Origin of the sequence: Methylobacterium sp. E-041 (genome assembly GCF_022829665.1) — a bacterium.
Classification (GTDB): Bacteria; Pseudomonadota; Alphaproteobacteria; order Rhizobiales; family Beijerinckiaceae; genus Methylobacterium.
Genome location: NZ_JAKSYQ010000228.1, coordinates 1 through 17,118 on the forward strand (window position 1 = coordinate 1; position 17,118 = coordinate 17,118).

18 protein-coding genes, 1 tRNA gene and 1 pseudogene are annotated in these 17,118 nt (G+C 71.2%); 11 read left to right on the forward strand and 9 right to left on the reverse strand.

Annotated features, from left to right (window positions below):
* Window positions 1-193, forward strand: a pseudogene (locus tag MKK70_RS20510) (UTP--glucose-1-phosphate uridylyltransferase); the annotation flags it as partial.
* Between the two features lie 500 nt (window positions 194-693).
* On the opposite strand, the gene MKK70_RS20515 reads toward MKK70_RS20510, so the two are convergent.
* Complete coding sequence (locus MKK70_RS20515) at window positions 694-1,596, reverse strand: N-formylglutamate amidohydrolase (protein WP_243949576.1); 903 nt, start codon at window positions 1,594-1,596, stop codon at window positions 694-696.
* 213 nt (window positions 1,597-1,809) lie between these two features.
* Here MKK70_RS20515 and cpdR point away from each other — a divergent pair, with 213 nt between their 5' ends.
* The 4 genes from cpdR to MKK70_RS20535 all read left to right on the forward strand — a co-directional run bounded on the left by cpdR (window position 1,810) and on the right by MKK70_RS20535 (window position 3,847).
* Window positions 1,810-2,166, forward strand: coding sequence for a cell cycle two-component system response regulator CpdR (cpdR, locus tag MKK70_RS20520; protein WP_147727374.1), 357 nt, complete (start codon window positions 1,810-1,812; stop codon window positions 2,164-2,166).
* An 86-nt stretch (window positions 2,167-2,252) separates the two neighbouring features.
* Window positions 2,253-2,522, forward strand: coding sequence for a glutaredoxin 3 (gene grxC / locus MKK70_RS20525; protein WP_243949577.1), 270 nt, complete (start codon window positions 2,253-2,255; stop codon window positions 2,520-2,522).
* The gene (locus tag MKK70_RS20530) at window positions 2,515-3,372 is read left to right on the forward strand and encodes a carbon-nitrogen hydrolase family protein (RefSeq protein ID WP_147841822.1); all 858 of its coding nucleotides are present in this window, start codon (window positions 2,515-2,517) and stop codon (window positions 3,370-3,372) included. Before grxC ends, MKK70_RS20530 begins: the two co-directional genes overlap by 8 nt.
* 4 nt (window positions 3,373-3,376) lie before the next feature.
* Window positions 3,377-3,847 (forward strand): DUF1178 family protein, encoded by a 471-nt coding sequence (locus tag MKK70_RS20535; protein WP_243949578.1) that lies wholly within the window; start codon window positions 3,377-3,379, stop codon window positions 3,845-3,847.
* A gap of 53 nt (window positions 3,848-3,900) precedes the next feature.
* Here MKK70_RS20535 and MKK70_RS20540 read toward each other — a convergent pair whose 3' ends face one another.
* Complete coding sequence (locus tag MKK70_RS20540; protein WP_243949579.1) at window positions 3,901-4,389, reverse strand: disulfide bond formation protein B; 489 nt, start codon at window positions 4,387-4,389, stop codon at window positions 3,901-3,903.
* Entirely contained in the window at window positions 4,390-4,971 is a 582-nt protein-coding gene (locus tag MKK70_RS20545; protein WP_147727379.1) for a YqaA family protein, read from the reverse strand. It lies immediately after the preceding gene.
* 156 nt (window positions 4,972-5,127) lie between these two features.
* Between MKK70_RS20545 and MKK70_RS20550 the strand changes: the two genes are divergently transcribed.
* A tRNA-Leu gene (locus MKK70_RS20550) sits at window positions 5,128-5,212 on the forward strand.
* 6 nt (window positions 5,213-5,218) lie between these two features.
* Here MKK70_RS20550 and MKK70_RS20555 read toward each other — a convergent pair.
* Window positions 5,219-5,911: a glutamine amidotransferase-related protein gene (locus tag MKK70_RS20555; protein WP_243949581.1), complete on the reverse strand. Its 693-nt coding sequence runs from the start codon at window positions 5,909-5,911 to the stop codon at window positions 5,219-5,221.
* Window positions 5,912-5,975: 64 nt separating this feature from the next.
* Window positions 5,976-7,157 (reverse strand): ceramide glucosyltransferase, encoded by a 1,182-nt coding sequence (locus tag MKK70_RS20560; protein WP_147858087.1) that lies wholly within the window; start codon window positions 7,155-7,157, stop codon window positions 5,976-5,978.
* Between the two features lie 120 nt (window positions 7,158-7,277).
* Here MKK70_RS20560 and MKK70_RS20565 point away from each other — a divergent pair, with 120 nt between their 5' ends.
* The gene (locus MKK70_RS20565) at window positions 7,278-8,228 is read left to right on the forward strand and encodes an NAD(P)/FAD-dependent oxidoreductase (protein ID WP_243949583.1); all 951 of its coding nucleotides are present in this window, start codon (window positions 7,278-7,280) and stop codon (window positions 8,226-8,228) included.
* Window positions 8,225-9,130, forward strand: coding sequence for a histone deacetylase (locus tag MKK70_RS20570; RefSeq protein ID WP_409568301.1), 906 nt, complete (start codon window positions 8,225-8,227; stop codon window positions 9,128-9,130). Before MKK70_RS20565 ends, MKK70_RS20570 begins: the two co-directional genes overlap by 4 nt.
* On the opposite strand, the gene MKK70_RS20575 is transcribed toward MKK70_RS20570, so the two are convergent.
* A complete protein-coding gene (locus tag MKK70_RS20575) occupies window positions 9,124-9,702 on the reverse strand; it encodes a TetR/AcrR family transcriptional regulator (RefSeq protein WP_147726499.1) in 579 nt (192 codons plus the stop codon). The genes MKK70_RS20570 and MKK70_RS20575 overlap by 7 nt on opposite strands.
* A gap of 79 nt (window positions 9,703-9,781) precedes the next feature.
* Here MKK70_RS20575 and MKK70_RS20580 point away from each other — a divergent pair, with 79 nt between their 5' ends.
* The 3 genes from MKK70_RS20580 (at window position 9,782) to MKK70_RS20590 (ending at window position 15,113) form a co-directional block, all read left to right on the forward strand.
* Window positions 9,782-10,879, forward strand: coding sequence for an efflux RND transporter periplasmic adaptor subunit (locus MKK70_RS20580; RefSeq protein WP_243949584.1), 1,098 nt, complete (start codon window positions 9,782-9,784; stop codon window positions 10,877-10,879).
* 83 nt (window positions 10,880-10,962) lie between these two features.
* Complete coding sequence (locus MKK70_RS20585) at window positions 10,963-12,045, forward strand: efflux RND transporter periplasmic adaptor subunit (protein WP_243949862.1); 1,083 nt, start codon at window positions 10,963-10,965, stop codon at window positions 12,043-12,045.
* 2 nt (window positions 12,046-12,047) lie between these two features.
* Window positions 12,048-15,113: an efflux RND transporter permease subunit gene (locus tag MKK70_RS20590; protein WP_313899104.1), complete on the forward strand. Its 3,066-nt coding sequence runs from the start codon at window positions 12,048-12,050 to the stop codon at window positions 15,111-15,113.
* Here the strand turns inward: MKK70_RS20590 and MKK70_RS20595 are convergent.
* From MKK70_RS20595 to tsaA, 3 genes are all read right to left on the reverse strand, one after another.
* On the reverse strand, window positions 15,100-15,639 hold the full coding sequence (locus MKK70_RS20595; RefSeq protein ID WP_210246686.1) for a MarR family winged helix-turn-helix transcriptional regulator: 540 nt from the start codon (window positions 15,637-15,639) through the stop codon (window positions 15,100-15,102). The two genes, MKK70_RS20590 and MKK70_RS20595, sit on opposite strands and share 14 nt — an antisense overlap.
* A gap of 200 nt (window positions 15,640-15,839) precedes the next feature.
* Window positions 15,840-16,541: an SGNH/GDSL hydrolase family protein gene (locus tag MKK70_RS20600; protein WP_243949586.1), complete on the reverse strand. Its 702-nt coding sequence runs from the start codon at window positions 16,539-16,541 to the stop codon at window positions 15,840-15,842.
* The gene (gene tsaA, locus MKK70_RS20605; RefSeq protein WP_409568302.1) at window positions 16,538-17,077 is read right to left on the reverse strand and encodes a tRNA (N6-threonylcarbamoyladenosine(37)-N6)-methyltransferase TrmO; all 540 of its coding nucleotides are present in this window, start codon (window positions 17,075-17,077) and stop codon (window positions 16,538-16,540) included. The genes MKK70_RS20600 and tsaA overlap by 4 nt, the downstream gene beginning before the upstream one ends.
* Between the last annotated feature and the right edge of the window lie 41 nt (window positions 17,078-17,118).

Here is a 17,118-nt window from a genome sequence, read left to right on the forward strand (position 1 = left end):
GATCCAGCTCACCGACGCGATGATCAAGCTGATGGCCGAGCAGGACTTCTTCGGCATGCACTACGAAGGCCGCACCTACGACACCGGCTCCAAGCTCGGCTTCCTCACCGCCAACATCGCCTACGCGCTCGACCGCAAGGACCTGGCCGGCCCGCTCAAGGCCGAGATCGCGAAGCTCCTGGCCGACGGTTAGGCGGCTGCGGACGTGCAGCCGGAGCGGGCGGGGTATGCGCAACCGGTAGGGGTATTCCGCTTGCGTTTTGTGCGCCGCAATTTACTTTGTGCATTGCGGGATCGCGATGGCGTCGCGGTCCGGCAGCCCTTCTTGGGCGTTTCCTCCCTAGACTTCGGGCCGCTCCTTCGGGGGTGGCCTTTTTTCTTGGTCGCAGGACTGCCCGACGTGTGTGGTCGGGCCCGGGGTCATCGGTTTCACGCAACCACGGTTCTGCACGCTCCTCGTCATCCCGAGGCGCCGAAGGCGGATCCGGGGATCCGGGGATCCGGAACCGCAGGCCGTACTCGATCCTGCCGTCGTCGGCTCTGGATCCCGGGTTCCGCTGCGCGGCCCCGTGACGACGGGGAGGGGCTGATCGGTCATGCCCGCTCGCGGGCGAGGATTGCCGGAGAACGACAGGCAACCTCGGAAGGACCTGCGACGCCCTGCGCCCGATCCGACGAGGAGCCGTTATCGACCTATTCGGCGGCGATGCCGATCGGCGTCTCCGAGCCGAGGTCGTCGGCGACCTCGACGATCGCCTCGCCGAGCGTCTTGGCCAAGTCGAAGAAGCCGGGCGTGATCGCGAGGCTCGCCTCGTTCATGTAGAGGGCCCGGTTGATCTCGATCTGCAGCGCGTGCCGGCCGATGTTCGGCTCGCCGTAATGCTCGGTGATGAAGCCCCCGGCATAGGGCTTGTTGCGTACCACCTTGTAGCCGCGGGCGCGGAAGGCCGCCTCGAAGGCGTCGATCAGCGCCGGGTCGCAGGCGGTGCCGAAGCGGTCGCCAAGCACGAAGTCCGCTCGCGCATCGTGATCGCGCCCCAGGCTCGACGACGGCATCGAGTGGCAGTCGATCAGCATGCAGCGCCCGAATTCCCGCACGGTGCGCAGGATCAAGCCGCGCAAAGCCCGATGATACGGCTTGTACAGCCCGTCGATGCGCGCCACCGCCTCGTCCACCGGCATGCGCGCGGCATAGATCTCCTGCCCGTCCGAGACGACGCGCGGCACCGTGCCGAGGCCGCCGGCGACGCGCATCGAGCGCGTGTTGGCGAAGGGCGGCAGGCGGCCCTCGAACATCCGCGGGTCGAGCTCGTAGGGCTCGCGGTTCACGTCGAGATAGGCGCGCGGGAAATTGCAGCGCAGCAGCGGCGCGCCGAGCTCGACCACCTGGGCGAACAGCCGGTCGACATGCGCGTCCTCCGACCGGCGCAGCGATAGCGCGTCGAGCCGCGAAGCCTTCAGGAAGCTGTTCGGGTAGACCGACCCGGAATGGCCGGTGTTGAACACGAACGGCAGCGTGTGCCGCGTCGGCTCGTCCACGGCGAAGGCGGGCGAGAAGCCGAAGGCGTCTGTCTGATGCGGAAAGGGGAGCGTCATCGGCGGGGAGGCGCACCGTCGGGAATGGGAACGGCCAACGTCAGGGCCGCACTGTGGGGCGGCGGCGGCGGCCTGTCCACCGTGCCGGCGGGCTCCGGCATGGCCGCGCGGTGCGGCCTGTCACCTCGCAGGGGCGGCAAATCCTAACGTCTTGTTTACCGTTGGCTCTCTTTATGAAAAGAACGTTGCGATTCGAGGGTCCGGAACCGTCCGATGAAAATTCTCTTGGCGGAAGACGACAACGACATGCGCCGGTTCCTGGCCAAGGCGTTGCAGAATGCCGGCTTCGACGTGCTGTCGTTCGACAACGGCCTGTCGGCCTACAATCGCCTGCGCGAAGAGCCGTTCGAGCTGCTGCTGACCGACATCGTGATGCCGGAGATGGACGGGATCGAGCTCGCCCGCCGGGCGACCGAGCTCGACCCGGACATCAAGGTGATGTTCATCACGGGCTTCGCCGCCGTGGCGCTCAACCCGGATTCGAAGGCTCCCAAGGACGCGAAGGTCCTGTCGAAGCCGTTCCACCTGCGCGATTTGGTCAACGAGGTTGAGAAGCTGCTCGCCGCTTGAGGCGGCCGGCGTGACGTTCCGGCCATAGGCGATCGGGACCGCCGACCCCTATATGGTCGTGTCATCCGCGGGACGCGAACACGCCCATGAATCCGGTTACGATCTACACGACGGCGTGGTGCCCCTACTGCTCGGCGGCCAAGAGCCTGCTCAAGGAGAAGGGCGTCGCATTCCGTGAAATCGACGTCGAGAAGACGCCCCCCGAACGCGCCACCATGATGGCGCGCGCGGGCGGACGCACCAGCGTGCCGCAGATCTTCGTCGGCGAGACCCATGTCGGCGGCTGCGACGACCTCTACGCCCTCGACAAGGCCGGCAAGCTCGATGCGCTGCTGAAGGCCTCCGCGAATGCCTGAGACCCGCTTCGTCGCCGCCTGCGTGCAGATGCGCTCGGGTCGCGACCCGGGCGCGAACCGCGACGCGGCGGTGGCCGGCGTGCGGGAGGCGGCATCGCGCGGCGCGCAGTTCGTCCAGACCCCGGAGATGACCTCGCTGGTCGAGCGCGACCGCGCACGGCTCTTCGCGGTGGTGCGCGGCCAGGACGAGGACGAGACGCTGGCCGCGCTCCGCGACGCGGCACGCGAGACCGGGACGGTGGTGCAGATCGGCTCCCTCGCGATCCGCGCCGGCGAGAAGATCGCCAACCGCGCCTTCCTGATCGGCGCGGACGGCGCGATCGTCGCGGCCTACGACAAGCTGCACCTGTTCGACGTCGACCTGCCGAGCGGCGAGCGCTGGCGGGAATCCTCGACCTATACCGGCGGCGCCTGCGCCGTCGTCGCGCCGACGCCGTGGGCCGAGATCGGGCTCGGCATCTGCTACGACATCCGCTTCCCCGCCCTCTACCGGGCGCTCGCCGAGGCCGGCGCCTCGGTGCTGACGGCGCCGGCGTGCTTTACCCGGCAGACCGGCGAGGCGCATTGGCACGTGCTACACCGGGCGCGCGCGATCGAGACCGGATCGTTCATGATCTCGGCCGCCCAGGGCGGGACGCACGAGGACGGTCGCGAGACCTACGGGCACTCGCTCATCGTCGATCCGTGGGGCCGGGTGCTGGCCGATGCCGGCGGCGCCGAACCCGGCGTGATCCTGGCCGAGATCGACCTTTCCGCGGTCGCGGATGCGCGCGCGCGAATCCCCTCGCTGCAACATGGGCGCCCGTTCACGGTCGAGCGGGTCGGCTCCCCAGGAACCGCCCCGTCGTGACGGCATGATCCGGTACAGTCTCGTCTGCGAGGCCGGGCACGGCTTCGAGAGCTGGTTTCCCTCGTCCGAGTCCTTCGACGCTCAGGCGGCGCGCGGCCTCGTGACCTGCCCGGTCTGCGACACGTCGCGGGTGGTGAAGGGCCTGATGGCGCCGAGCCTCGCCCGCACCGACCGCGGGCGCCCCGTGGGCGGCGCGGACGCGGATCTGCCCGTGCCCGTCGCACCCGCCCCGGTGCCGATGATCGCCGAGCCGGAGCGGCGCATCCGCGAGATGCTGCGGAGCCTGCGCGAGCACGTCGTCGCATCGGCCGAGCATGTCGGGACGCGGTTCCCGGAGGAAGCGCGCAAGATCCATTACGGCGAGACGCGGGAGCGCGCGATCTACGGGCAGGCCAGCCCGGACGAGGCCCGCGCCCTGATCGACGAGGGCATCGACGTCGCGCCCTTGCCGCCGATGCCCGACGATCGCAACTGATCGATCGCGCGGTCGAAGCGGCCGGGCGTTCGTAAGCGATCGCGTCGGATCGCTCAGGGCTTCGCTGCGGCCGTGCCGGCGATGCCGGCGAGCACGAAGGCGATGACCGCGTTCCAACCGGCGAGCGAGACGCCGAGCACCCGCATCGCCGCGGTCGAGCAGTCGACGACCTTCGTCGTCTGCAACGCGTTCAGAAAATCGCCGACGGCCGCCGGGTTCGCGCCCGTGCCGCCGCCGCAATCGGTCGGGCCCGGCCAGAACCCCCACTCCGCGCCGGCGTGGTAGGCGCCGAGCCCGGCGCCGTAGAGCAGGCCGGCCGCGGCCAGCCCGAGGGCGAGGCGCGAGAGCCGCTCGGGCAGGAACAGCGCGAGGACGGCGAGCGGCACCGCCGCGTAGTAGGGCAAGCGCTCGGTCAGGCAGAGCTTGCACGGTGCGTAGCCGTAGCCGAACTGCAGCACCAGGGCGGCGCCGACCGTGAGGATCGAGCCGATCAGGACGGCGAGCGCGGCGCGGCGCAGGCGCAGCAGGGCGGCGTAGCTCATCTAGAGGATCACCTTGAACAGGACGAAGCCGAGGACGATCACCGCGACCGAGATCGCGACGACCGCGTTGAGATGGCGGTCGAGCACGCCGCGGATCTGGACGCCGTAGCGCCCGAGCAGCCCGGCGAGGATGAAGAAACGCGCGCCTCGGGTGACGATCGACAGCAGCGTGAACCAGAACAGGCTGTAATGGGCGAAGCCCGAGGTGATGGTCACGAGCTTGTAGGGGATCGGCGTCAGCCCCTTGAGCAGGATCACCCAGTGCCCGTACTCGGCATAGGATTGCTGGAAGGTCGCCGCTTTGTCCTGCAGGCCGTAGAGCCGGATCAGCCAGGTTCCGAGCGAATCGAACAGCAGCGCGCCGATGGCGTAGCCGACGAGGCCGCCGAGCACCGAGCCGACCGTGGCGATCAGCGCGTAGAACCACACCCGGTCGGGCCGGCTCACCGCCATCGGCACCAGCATCGCATCGGGCGGGACCGGGAAGAAGGAGCTCTCGGCGAACGCCACGGCGCCCAGGACGTAGGGCGCGGAGGGCTTGCCCGAAAGTGCGAGTATCCACTCGTAGAGGCGGCGGATCATCGGGCCTGTCTGTGCATCGGGTTCCTCGGGGCAGGGCGCCCTTTGAGCACAGCCGGCCCGACCGCACCAGCGTGCCGGCGATCCGCCGCACGCCGTGCGCGACCCCGGGAAAGGGCTTGGCCCGGCCACGGGACCTGTGCGAAAAGGCTCCCCGTCGCGGGTATGGTGGAACTGGTAGACGCGGGCGACTCAAAATCGCCAGCCGCAAGGCGTGGGGGTTCGATTCCCTCTACCCGCACCAACCTTCTCATCCCTGCTCCAGGAATCGTCGGATCCAGCCCGCCACCCGGTGCCGGTCGTCCGGTGCGTCGAGCGTGGCGAGCGCCGCTTGCGCCCGCTCCGGATCATCCTGCGCATCGGCATGGCCGGCGATCAGGGCGCGGGTGTAGTCGGGCTCGAATTCCGGGTGGAACTGCACCGACAGCGCGGCGCGGTCCCGGTATTCCAGCATCGCGTAGGGCGTGAAGGCGCTCGCCGCGAGCACGCGGGTCGCGGGCGGGGCCACGACGACCTGATCCTGATGGAACGCCGCCACCGCGATCCGTGTCGCGTCGTCCATGAACGGCGCCCGCTCCGTCACCGCGTAGCCGTGCAGGCCGAGGGCGCGCCCCTTCTCCGAACGGATCGCGCGGCCGCCATAGGCCTCCGCCATCACCTGATGCCCGAAGCAGATGCCGACGAGGCGCTTCTCCGGCGGGAGCGCGCGCAGGGCCGCGATCAGCGGCGCGATCCACGGCAGCGGATCGTAGACGCCGGCCGCCGAGCCGGTGACGGCGTAGCCGTCGAACGCCTGCCAATCGGAGGGCATCCGTCCTGCGCGGACATCGAAGATCGTGCTGTCGTGCGCCGGCCCGATCATCCGAGCCGTCATCGCGCCGTAGGAGGGGAAGCGGTCGAGCCGCGCCGGCGGCGATCCGGCTTCGAGGATGGCGATGCGCACGTGACCGACCGCTGCTGATGATCCGCGACCGGCATCGCGCCGTTCGCGCCGCGATGCAACCGGGTCAGGCGGGGCGCGCCGTCCGCCCGACCCGTCGCGGCCGGACGACGGGCTTGAGGCGGATGTCCATGGCGTTGCCGCGCCAGACGATCGCGCGATGGGTCCAGGCCGCGCACCAGACCAGCGGGATCAGCGCGTCGCGCAGAACGAAGGCGAGGAGCAGGCGGGGGGCGTGGAACCAGCCGGCGCGCGTCGCCAGCCGGAGCTCGGCGGCGTAGCCCAGAGCTGCGAGAGCGGCGAGGCCGGCCGCCGCCGTCCAGGTTCCGGCCAGGAGCCCTGCGAGCAGGAACGGCAGCAGCGTGCCGCTGGCGATCTCGGGCGCGAAGAACAGCGGGAACGTCACCCGGCGCAGGCGCGCCCAGCGGATCTGGCGGGACCAGACCTCGGACGCCCTGCGGCGCCCCAGCGGCTGCTCGAACGGCGCCGCGACGAGGTGGACGCGGCGGCCGGCCGCGCGCACCAGCTTCGTCGCCGCCGCGTCCTCGGCGATCTCGGCGGCCAGCGCCCGGATGCCGCCCTGCGCCTCCAGGAACGGGCGATGCCAGAGCATGCTCTTGCCCTGCGCGAAGCCGAGCCCCACCGCCTCGCCGGCATATTGCCAGCGCGCCTGGAGGGTGTTGAGGAAGGCGCACTCGACCGCGGCCCAGATCCCGTCCGGCCGTGCGCCGATCGGCGTCGAGCAGACGAGGCCGGTGTCGGCGCGCCACGCCGCCTGCATCCGCTGCAGGTAGTCCGCCGGCATCAGCACGTTTGAATCGGCGATGACGATCCAATCGTGTCGCGCCGCCTCCCAGCCCCGCACGCAGTTGTTGAGCTTCGGGTTGTCGCTGATGCGCTCGTCGCCGATCAGGATGCGGGCCGGAACCTGCGGATGTGCCGCGACCAGGCGGCGGACCAGCGGCAGCACCGGATCGGCGGCATCGGCGACGCAGAACAGGATCTCATAGGCCGGGTGGTCGAGCGCGAAGCCGCGGGCGAGGGTCTCTTCGCTGAAGGTCTCGAGGCCGCAGACCGGGCGCACCAGGGAGATCGGTGCGCCGGCGGGGAACGTGGTCTCGCCGGGCGAACGGCCGATCCGCCGACCCGCCACGATCAGGCTCGCGAGGTGGACGATCGTCAGGAGCGCGCACGGCGCGAGGGCGAGCGCGGTGCCGTCGAGGGCCGGTAAGGTGCTGGCGAGACCCATGCGGCACGCATCTCCGAACCGGCCTGTCCCGCGGCGTGCGGCCGCGCCGGCGGACTGCCCCTAACAGGGTGCGCATTTCAGCCGTATGACAGCCTCGGGCGCACCCAGGGGAGCGAAGCTTTGGCCGAAGGCGGAACCGTCGCGATCCTCGGAGCCGGCATGGCGGGCGGCGCCGCCGCCCAACGCCTCGCCCAAGCCGGCATCGCCGTCCGCATCTTCGACAAGGGCCGCGGCATCGGCGGGCGCATGGCGACGCGGCGCACCAGGACGGGCCAGCGCTTCGACCACGGCGCGCAGTTCTTCCGCGCCAAGGGCGACGCGCTCCGCGCGCAGTGCGCAACCTGGATCGCGTCCGGCGTCGCTGCGTCCTGGGGCGAGGACGGCCGCACCGTCGGCCTGCCTGGCATGCCGGCGCCGGTCCGCGCCCTGCTCGACGGCTTTCCGGTCTCGCTCGAGACCACGATCATCCGCATCGCGCGCTCGGAGGCCGGCTGGATGCTGACGGATGCGGACGGCGTCGCCAGCGGTCCCTTCGCCGCCGTTGGTCTGACCTTCCCGGCGCCGCAGGTCGTGGCGTTGATTGCGGCGAGCGGTCTCGTCCTGGCCGGGCCGGACCGGGCGACCTACGCGCCGTGCTGGTCGCTGCTCCTCGACCTCGACGAGCACCCCGGCTTCTCGAAGGCGCATCTGGCGTTCGCCGACGGTCCGATCGCGCTGATCGTGCGCGAGGAGACCAAGCCAGGCCGCGCGGCCGGTCACGCCCTGGTGGCGCATGCCGCGCCGGACTGGTCCCGCACGCATCTGGAGGATCCGCGCGAGGCGGTCCGGGCCGCGCTGATCGGCGCGCTCGAAGCCCGTCTTGGCCGGGCGGTCCGCCCGGCCTACGCCGCCGTCCATCGCTGGCGCTACGCCATGGTCGAGACGGCGCTCGGCGAGCCCTGCCTCTACGATCCGGCGCAGCGGCTGGGCGCGGCCGGCGATTGGTGCCTCGGCCCGCGGATCGAGGCGGCCTTCGACAGCGGCCGGGCGCTGGGCGAGCGCATCGTCGCGGACCTGAAGGGCGCGCGGTGATCCCGCCGATCGTGTTCCACCCGGCCTACGAGGCGAGCCTGCCGGCCGGGCACCGGTTCCCGATGCGCAAGTACGGGCGGCTCGCCGAAGTCCTGACGGAGCGCGGGCTGGCGCCGCGCGGGTTCGTGACGCCGGAGCCGGCCTTGCCCGAGCTGCTGCGGTTCGCCCACGATGCGGCTTACGTCGAGGCCGTCCTCGCTCTTTCGGTCCCGCGGGCGATCGAGCGGGCGATCGGCCTGCCGGTGGACGCGAGCGTCGTCCGCCGCTCGCGCGCCTCGGTCGGCGGCACGCTGCTCGCGGCGCGCCTCGCCCTCGCGCAGGGTCTCGCCGGAAGCGCTGCAGGCGGGAGCCATCATGCCCGGCGCGAGCAGGGGGCGGGGTTCTGCGTCTTCAACGACGTCGCGGTCGCCACCCGCGCCCTGCAGGCCGAGGGCGCGATCCGGCGGGCGCTCGTGGTCGATTGCGACGTGCACCAGGGCGACGGCACCGCCGACTGCCTCGCGCGCTCGCCGGACCTCTTTACCCTCTCGATCCACTGCGAGAAGAACTACCCGACCGCCAAGATCGCCGGCGACCTCGACATCGGCCTGCCCGACGGGCTCGACGATGCCGGCTACCTCGCCGTGCTCGAGGCGCGGCTTCCGCCCCTCCTCGACGCCCTGGCGCCCGACCTCGTGTTCTACAATGCCGGCGTCGACCCGCATCGCGACGACCGCCTCGGCCGGCTCGCGCTCAGCGACGACGGGCTGCTCGCCCGCGACCGCTTCGTCGTCGGGCAGGCGCGCGCCCGCGGCATCCCGCTCGTCGCGGTGATCGGCGGCGGCTACACGCACGATGTCGACGCGCTCGCGGGCCGCCACGCCCTGGTGTTCCAGGCGCTGGCGGCCAACGCTTTCTACTGATCCGCGGGCAGCGCCCGCGCCTGGGTCTCGAGGGCGTCGAACAGGCAATTCAGCGCCGCGCCGTCGAGGCGGTGGAAGTCGAGCGAGCGGCTCAGCATCAGGCCGAGGATCGAGAAGGTCAGCGCCGCACCCTGGCCCGCGCGCCCCTCGATCGCGCCCATCGCCGCGAGCTGCTCGGCCAGGAAGTCGGAGAAGGCCGCCACGGCCTCGGGGTTGTCGGCCGACGCGATCAGCAGGGCATCCGGAAACCCGCATTCCTCGGCGTACATCTCGCGGGCATGGGCGATCACCGCCAGCGGCAGCGCGGCGGGCCCTCGCGGGCCGGCGGCGAGGCAGGCGGCTATGCCGGCGCGAAGCCGGCCGACCTTGCGGACCGCCAGCGCGGTCACGAGCGCATCCTTGGAGGCGTAGTGGTGCAGCACGCCGCCCTTGCTCAGCCCGGCTTCCACCGCGACGGCGTCGATCGTCAGCGTGCGGCTGCCGGAGCGCCGGAGCAGGGCTTCGGCCGCGTCGAGGATCACCTCGGCGCGATCCTGTCGCCGGCTACGCGTCTTCGCCGTCCCATCGTCCATCGATACCGCCCGTAAAAACCGTCTGGACGGTCGGTAATATAGCGGATAAGTTCCGGCCGCGATAGATCGAGTCGGGACCATGCACGCCGTGAACCGAGGTTTTTCCATCGTCCTAGCGTCGACGCTTCTGGCGGCGACCGCCGTCCGTGCCGATCCGGTGCCGCTGATGGCGCAGACCCTGGTGCGCACGGTGATCGCGGCGGAAAGCCCGATCGCCGGCGACGTCGTCTTCACCGGCGACGTCCAGGCGCAGGGGCAGACCAGCGTCTCGTTCCGCACCGCCGGCAAGATCGAGACCCGCCTCGTCGAGGTCGGCGACCATGTCGCAGCCGATCAGGTCCTGGCCCGGCTCGACCCGCGCGAGCAACGCTCGAACCTCGCCAACGCGCAGGCGGCGCTCGCCTCGGCCGAGGCGCTGTCGACCCAGGCCAAGCTCGGGTTCAAGCGCCAGGAAGCGCTGATGGCGAGCGGCTACACCACGCGGCCCTCCTACGACAACGCCGAGCAGCAGCTGCGCACGACCCAGGCCGCGGTCGATTCGGCCAAGGCGGCCCTCGGCACGGCGCAGGAGCAGCTGTCCTACACCGAGCTGAGGTCGGGCGTGGCCGGCATCGTGCTCAGCCGCTCCCTGGAGACCGGGCAGGTGGTGCAGGCCGGCCAGTCGGTGCTGACGCTGGCGCAGGACGGGCCGCGCGATGCGGTCTTCAACGTCTACGAGGCCTTGCTGGCGTCCCCTCCGCAATCCGGCACCGTCGACGTGACGCTCCAGGGCGACCCGTCGGTGACCGCCGTCGGCAGCGTCCGCGAGATTTCGCCCAGCGTCGATCCGGCCTCCGGCACCGTCCGCGTCAAGGTCGGCCTCAAGCAGACGCCACCCGCGATGACCCTCGGCGCGGTGGTGATCGGCCGTGGCCGGTTCCAGAGCCACGCGGCGATCGTGCTGCCGTGGTCGGCGCTCTACCGCTGGGAGGATAAGCCCGCGGTCTGGGTACGCGATCCCGCCGGCGGCACGGTGGCGCCCCGCATCGTGACGATCGACCGCTACGGCCCCGACAGCATCGCGCTGTCGAGCGGGGTCGCGTCGGGCGAGGAGGTCGTCATCGCCGGCATCCAGTTCCTTCGCCCCGGCCAGACTGTGACGGTGGCCGAGCAGGTCGCGACGGGAGCCGCGAAGTGACGGTGTTCGAGCGTTTCTTTGCCGCCGCCTTCCCTTCCTCCTCCCGCGCAGGGGGGGGAGGGGGGCGGTTTCGGGCCCCTTCCATCATCGTCGGAACGTCGCTGCTCGCGCTCGCCGCCTGCAAGCCCGCCGAGGACGCGAAGGCGCCGCCGGTGCGGCCGGTCCTGTACGCCGTCGCCAAGCCGATCGCGTCGGTGCGGTTCGGGCCGTTCGCCGGCACGGTCGAGCCGCGCTACCAGTCGCAGCTCGGGTTCCAGATCGCCGGCCGGGTGGTCGCGCGCGACGTCACCGTCGGCGACCTCGTGAAGAAGGGGCAGCGGCTGGCTGCCCTCGACACCGTGGTGCCGCGCTTCGCCATGACCCGTGCCGAGGCCGACGTGGCGGATGCCAAGGCGCAATCCGAGAACGCCGCCGCCACCGAGGCGCGGACCCGGCGCCTGATGGAAGGCGGCAACGTCACCCAGGCGCAGCTCGACAGCACCGTCGCCAACCGCGACACCGCGCAGGCGCGGCTGACCCAGGCGCAGGCGAGCCTGGAAAAGGCCCGCGACCAGATGGGCTACACCGAGCTCCATGCCGACTTCGACGGCGTCGTCACCCAGCGCAACGCCGAGATCGGGCAGGACCTCACCGCCGGGCAGACGGTGGTGACCGTGGCGCGGCCCGAGGTGCGCGAGGCGGTGGTCGACATCCCCGACGACCTCGTCGCGGCCATGCCGAAGGACGGCCGCTTCACCGTGGCGCTGCAGAGCGCCCCCGAGATCACCGCCGTCGGCATCGTGCGCGAGACCGCGCCCTTCGCCGATGCGAGCACCCGCACCCGTCGTATCCGGATGTCGCTCGACAACCCGCCGCGCGCGTTCCGGCTCGGGGCGACGATCACCGTGTCGCTGGTGCGCAGGATCGCGCCGCGCTTCGTGCTGCCCGCCACCGCCATCCTCGGCGCCGACGGGCGCGATTCCGTGTGGATTGTCAACGCCGCCGGCGACGCGGCGAAGCGGTCCCCGGTCACGGTCTCGGACCGGAAGGGCGACTATGTCGGCGTCGCGAGCGGGCTGGCGGCGGGCGACCGCGTCGTCGTCGCCGGCGTCCACTCCCTCGCCGACGGCCAGACGATCCGCCTCGCGGATGCGCCCATCGTCGTTCCCGGCACGCAGGACTTCTGATCGTGGGTAGCTTCAACGCATCGGAATGGGCGCTCTCGCACCGCTCGTTCGTGTGGTTCCTCATGGCGATCTGCCTGGTGGCCGGCACGCTCGCCTATCGCGGGCTCGGCCGCGAGGAGGACCCGCCCTTCGCGATCAAGACGATGGTGGTTCAGGCGGTATGGCCGGGCGCCACCATCGGCGACACGCTCGAGCAGGTCACCGACCGGATCGAGAAGGAGCTGCAGCAGGTCGCGACCCTGGACTACGTCCGCAGCTACACCACGCCGGGCAACGCGACGGTGTTCGTGCAGCTGCGCGACACCACGAAGGCGTCCGAGATCCAGCCGTCGTTCTACCAGGTCCGCAAGCGCCTCGGCGACATCCAGGGTACCTTCCCGCAGGGGATGCAGGGGCCGTTCTTCAACGACGAGTTCGGCGACGTCTACGGCAACGTCTACGGCTTCACCGCCGACGGCCTGAGCCACCGCCAGCTGCGCGACTACGTCGAGGGCGTGCGCACCGAGATCCTGAAGGTACCCAACATCGGCAAGACGCTGCTGCTCGGCACGCAGAAGGAGACGATCTTCCTCGACTTCTCGACGCGCAAGCTCGCCGGCTACGGCATCGACATCCAGTCGCTGATCAAGACGCTGCAGAGCCAGAACGCGATCTCGCCCTCGGGCGTCGTCCAGGCCGGGCCGGAGCGGGTCTCGGTGCGGGTGAGCGGGCAGTTCTCGTCCGAGACCTCGCTGGAGACCATCAACCTGCGGGTCAACGACCGCTTCTTCCGCCTGTCGGACGTCGCCGAGATCAGCCGCGGCTACGAGGACCCGCCGGCCGCGCTGTTCCGCGTCGACGGCAAGCCGGCGATCGGGCTGGCGATCGCCATGCGGCCGAACGCCAACCTGCTGCATTTCGGCGAGGACCTGAAGGCGCGCATGCGCCTGATCGAGGCGAAGCTGCCGATCGGCGTCGGCATCCACCTCGTCTCGGACCAGCCGCGGATCGTCGAGGAGGCGGTCGGTGGCTTCACCCAGGCGCTTCTCGAGGCGGTGGTGATCGTGCTCGCGGTCAGCTTCCTCAGCCTCGGCATCCGCGCCGGCCTCGTGGTCTCGATCTCGATCCCGCTGGTGTTGGCCATCGTCTTCGTCGTGATGCAGATCATGGGCGTCACCCTGCAGCGCATCTCGCTCGGTGCGCTGATCATCGCGCTGGGCCTGCTCGTCGACGACGCGATGATCACCGTCGAGATGATGGTCGCGCGGCTCGAGCTCGGCGATTCGCTGAAGAAGGCCGCGACCTTCGCCTACACCTCGACCGCCTTCCCGATGCTGACCGGCACCCTGGTGACGGTGGCCGGCTTCCTGCCGATCGGCTTCAACGGCTCGTCGGCCGGCGAGTACACCTACTCGCTGTTCGTGGTGATCGCCGCCTCGCTCCTGGTCTCGTGGGTGGTGGCCGTGCTGTTCGCGCCGCTGATCGGCGTGACGCTGCTGCCCAAGACCATGAAGAAGCACAGCCACGAGCCCGGCCGGATGGGGCGGTTGTTCCTGCGCGCGCTCGTCGCCGCGATGCGCTTCCGCTGGCTCACCGTCGCGGGCTGCGTCGCGCTGCTCGGCCTGTCGATGTACGGCATGACCTTCGTGCAGCAGCAGTTCTTCCCTGCCTCCGACCGCACCGAAATCCTGGTCGACTTCACCCTGCCGCAGAACGCGACGGTTACCGAGACGCAGGCCCAGATGGACCGTTTCGAGGCGACCCTGACGGGCAACCCCGACGTCGAGCGCTGGTCGTCCTATGTCGGCCAGGGGGCGGTGCGCTTCTACCTGCCTCTCGACCAGCAGCTCGCCAACAGCTTCTTCGGGCAGGTCGTCGTGGTGACGAAGTCGCTGGAGGCGCGCGACCGCCTGTTCCCCAAGCTCGAGGAGCGGGCGAAGCGCGACTTCGTCGGCACCGACGTGTTCGTGAACCCGCTCTCGCTCGGCCCCCCGGTCGGCCGGCCGATCCAGTACCGCTTGAGCGGGCCCGACCTCCAGGTGGTCCGCGCAAAGGCGCTCGCGCTCGCCGATATCGTTGCCAAGAGCCCGCATGTCGGCGTGCCGACCTTCGACTGGAACGAGCCCGGCAAGGTGCTGCGGGTCGAGATCCTGCAGGACAAGGCACGTCAGCTCGGCGTCACCAGCCAGGACATCGCCGGCATCCTCAACGGCGTCGTCGGCGGCACGGCGATCACGCAGGTGCGCGACTCGATCTACCTCGTCAACGTGATCGGGCGGGCGCAGGCGGCGGAACGGACCTCGCTCGACACCCTGCAGAGCCTGCAGGTGACGCTCGCCAACGGCTCGGTGGTGCCGTTGCTCGCCTTCGCGCGGATCGCCTACGACCTGGAGCAGCCGATCGTCTGGCGCCGCGACCGGGTCGCGACGCTGACGGTGCGCGCCCCGATCATCGACGCGACGCAGCCGCCGACCATCGTGGCGGCGCTCGCCGCCGACATCGACGCGTTCGCCGCGGCCCTGCCGGAGGGTTACGCGCTCGCCACCGGCGGCGCGGTCGAGGAGGCGGCCAAGGGCCAGGGCCCGATCGCCGCGGTGGTGCCGGTGATGCTGCTGACGATGGCGGTGTTCCTGATGATCCAGCTGCAGAGCGTGCAGAAGCTGTTCCTGGTGTCGAGCGTGGCCCCGCTCGGGCTCATCGGCGTCGTCGCGGCGCTGCTGCCCTCGGGCAAGCCGATGGGCTTCGTCGCGATCCTCGGCATCCTGGCGCTGATCGGCATCATCATCCGCAACGCGGTGATCCTGGTGAGCCAGATCGAGGAATGCGAGGCCGACGGCCTCGGGCCCTGGGACGCGGTGGTGGAGGCGACCCGCCACCGCATGCGCCCGATCCTGCTGACGGCCGCGGCGGCGAGCCTCGGCATGGTCCCGATCGCCCGCGAGGTGTTCTGGGGGCCGATGGCCTACGCGATGATCGGCGGCATCATCGCGGCGACCTTCCTGACGCTGTTCTTCCTGCCGGCGCTCTACGTCGGCTGGTACCGGATCCGGCCGCCGGCCCCGAGCCGCCCGCCCGCTACCGCGGCTTGATCGGCCGGCGCGGCGAGGTCGGCGGCGCGGTCTCGTCGGGGGCGACCGCCTCGGGCGGGATCGCCACCGGCTTCGAGAACGCACCGAGGTTGTCGACCAGCTTCGTCAGCAGGCGGATCGTCTCGGCGACCTCGTCCGCGCTGAGCGCGGCGAGGAAGTTGCGCTCGCGCTCCAGCGCCACGACGGTGATGCGGTTGTGCAGGTCGAGGCCGGCGGGCGACAGCGCCAGCAGGCGGCGGCGGGCGTCCTTCGCGTCGCCCTGGATCAGCACCAGGCCGCGGCTCTCCATCCAGGCGATGCTGCGGCTCACCACGGCCTTGTCGAGGGCCGACAGCTCGCAGATCCGGTGTGCGGTGATCCACGGCTCGGAGGCGAGCCGGTACATGATCCGCCAGTCGGTCAGGCCGACCCCGAAATGCTGCCGGTAGAAGATCGAGGCGTTGTTGGTCAGCGTGTTCGACAGGTGCGTCAGCAGTGCCGGCACGTAGACGTCGGGATCGACGATGGCGGGCTCGTCCCGGCTCACCGCGGGGGATTCCTGTGCGCCGGCGATCGATCCACCCATTGACCATGCCCCGCCGAGACGTGCTCCTCCGTGCATCCGCTCGCGCGTTGCCGGATCGTCCCAGTATCCGGAATACTTAGACCCGATCGCACCCGTCGCGCACCTGCCGGCTGGAAACTTGTCTCCGCCGACACAACCTTTTCGGCCGTGCGGGGATCCGATCAGGGCGGCGCAGGGTCGCACAGGGCCGGCGCGAGCGCGCCGAGCACGGGCCGGTAGGCCGCAAGGTGGAGCCCGTCGCGCATCGTGCCGGGCTTGGCGAAGCCCGTCGCCCCGTCGCGGATCGCGGCGAAGGGATCGGCGAAGCGGCAGCCGAGCCGGGCGCACAGGGTTTTGAGCCGACCTGAGTAATCCGCGACCGCGAGTGGGTCGAGGCGCCCGTCGAGCGCGCGACCGATCGGCGGCAGCGCCGTCACGACGAGGCGATCCGTGTTCGTCGTCAGCTGTTGGATGATCCGCGTCGCCGCCGCCTCGTAGCGCGCCGCCGCCGCGGCCTCGCGCGGGTGGTTCTTGGCCAGGATGTCGTTGGTGCCGATCGTCAGCACCGCCGCCCGCGGCCGGACCGGAAACCGCAGGGTCGCGACGAGGTCGGCGTAGACCGGCGCGCTGGCGCCGCTGACGCCGCCGTTCACGAGTTCCAGGCCGCAGGGCCGCTGTGCCGGCGTTTCCAACTCGGCGTGGGAATCGCCGGCCAGGAAGACGTAGTCGGCGGGCGCCTCGTCGAGATGGACCTGCACCGCGGTGAGCCGGCCCTGCGCGTAGGCGCGGACGTTGACCGGCGCGACCGCGAGCATCCGCCCGAGCAGGATGCCGGTGCCGACGAGGGCGAGACCGGCGAGGCCGGCGACGATGCGGCGCCTCATGCGCGGGCGGTTCCGGCCCGGTCCACCGTCGCGTCGGGCCGGGAATCGGTCGTCGCGTAGTAGGGCTTGATGTCGAGGAGCGGGGTGCCGTCGAGGCAGTCGAGACCGCGCACCGTCAGGGTCGCGCCGTCGCGTCCGAGCAGCTCCACCACCGAGAGCGCGATCGGGTTCGGCCGCGCCGGCGAGCGCAGCGAGAACGTGCCGCGGCTGCCGTCGGCGTGGCGCGGGCGCTGCACCAGCAGGCCGCGCTCGGCCCGGTCCATCCAGTACAGCAGGATCAGGTGGCTCGCGCCCTCGACGTTCTGCAGGCCCGGCGCGTAGCGCGGATCGACCGCGACGGTGCAGGCCGCGTCGGTCTGCAGCCCGTTCTTCGGGCAGTCTCCGCGAACCGTCCACGGCGTGTGGATGCGGCCGATGAAGTGGAGCCCGGCATCGGCGCGATCGGGGAGGGCGACGGCCTCCTCGTCCGCGCGGCGCGCGAACGCGTCGCCGGCGGCGTCCATGCTGGTCGCGTTCTTGGCATCCCGATCGGTCATCCGCCGGCTTTCGGGCAACGCGACGCCGACCGCAAGCCCCG

Coding starts and splice junctions, on each gene's coding strand:
- MKK70_RS20515 (WP_243949576.1), bottom strand. CDS start 1,596: ATGACGCTCCCCTTTCCGCATCAGACAGACGCCTTCGGCTTCTCGCCC.
- cpdR (WP_147727374.1), top strand. CDS start 1,810: ATGAAAATTCTCTTGGCGGAAGACGACAACGACATGCGCCGGTTCCTG.
- grxC (WP_243949577.1), top strand. CDS start 2,253: ATGAATCCGGTTACGATCTACACGACGGCGTGGTGCCCCTACTGCTCG.
- MKK70_RS20530 (WP_147841822.1), top strand. CDS start 2,515: ATGCCTGAGACCCGCTTCGTCGCCGCCTGCGTGCAGATGCGCTCGGGT.
- MKK70_RS20535 (WP_243949578.1), top strand. CDS start 3,377: ATGATCCGGTACAGTCTCGTCTGCGAGGCCGGGCACGGCTTCGAGAGC.
- MKK70_RS20540 (WP_243949579.1), bottom strand. CDS start 4,389: ATGAGCTACGCCGCCCTGCTGCGCCTGCGCCGCGCCGCGCTCGCCGTC.
- MKK70_RS20545 (WP_147727379.1), bottom strand. CDS start 4,971: ATGATCCGCCGCCTCTACGAGTGGATACTCGCACTTTCGGGCAAGCCC.
- MKK70_RS20560 (WP_147858087.1), bottom strand. CDS start 7,157: ATGGGTCTCGCCAGCACCTTACCGGCCCTCGACGGCACCGCGCTCGCC.
- MKK70_RS20575 (WP_147726499.1), bottom strand. CDS start 9,702: ATGGACGATGGGACGGCGAAGACGCGTAGCCGGCGACAGGATCGCGCC.
- MKK70_RS20580 (WP_243949584.1), top strand. CDS start 9,782: ATGCACGCCGTGAACCGAGGTTTTTCCATCGTCCTAGCGTCGACGCTT.
- MKK70_RS20600 (WP_243949586.1), bottom strand. CDS start 16,541: ATGAGGCGCCGCATCGTCGCCGGCCTCGCCGGTCTCGCCCTCGTCGGC.
- tsaA (WP_409568302.1), bottom strand. CDS start 17,077: ATGACCGATCGGGATGCCAAGAACGCGACCAGCATGGACGCCGCCGGC.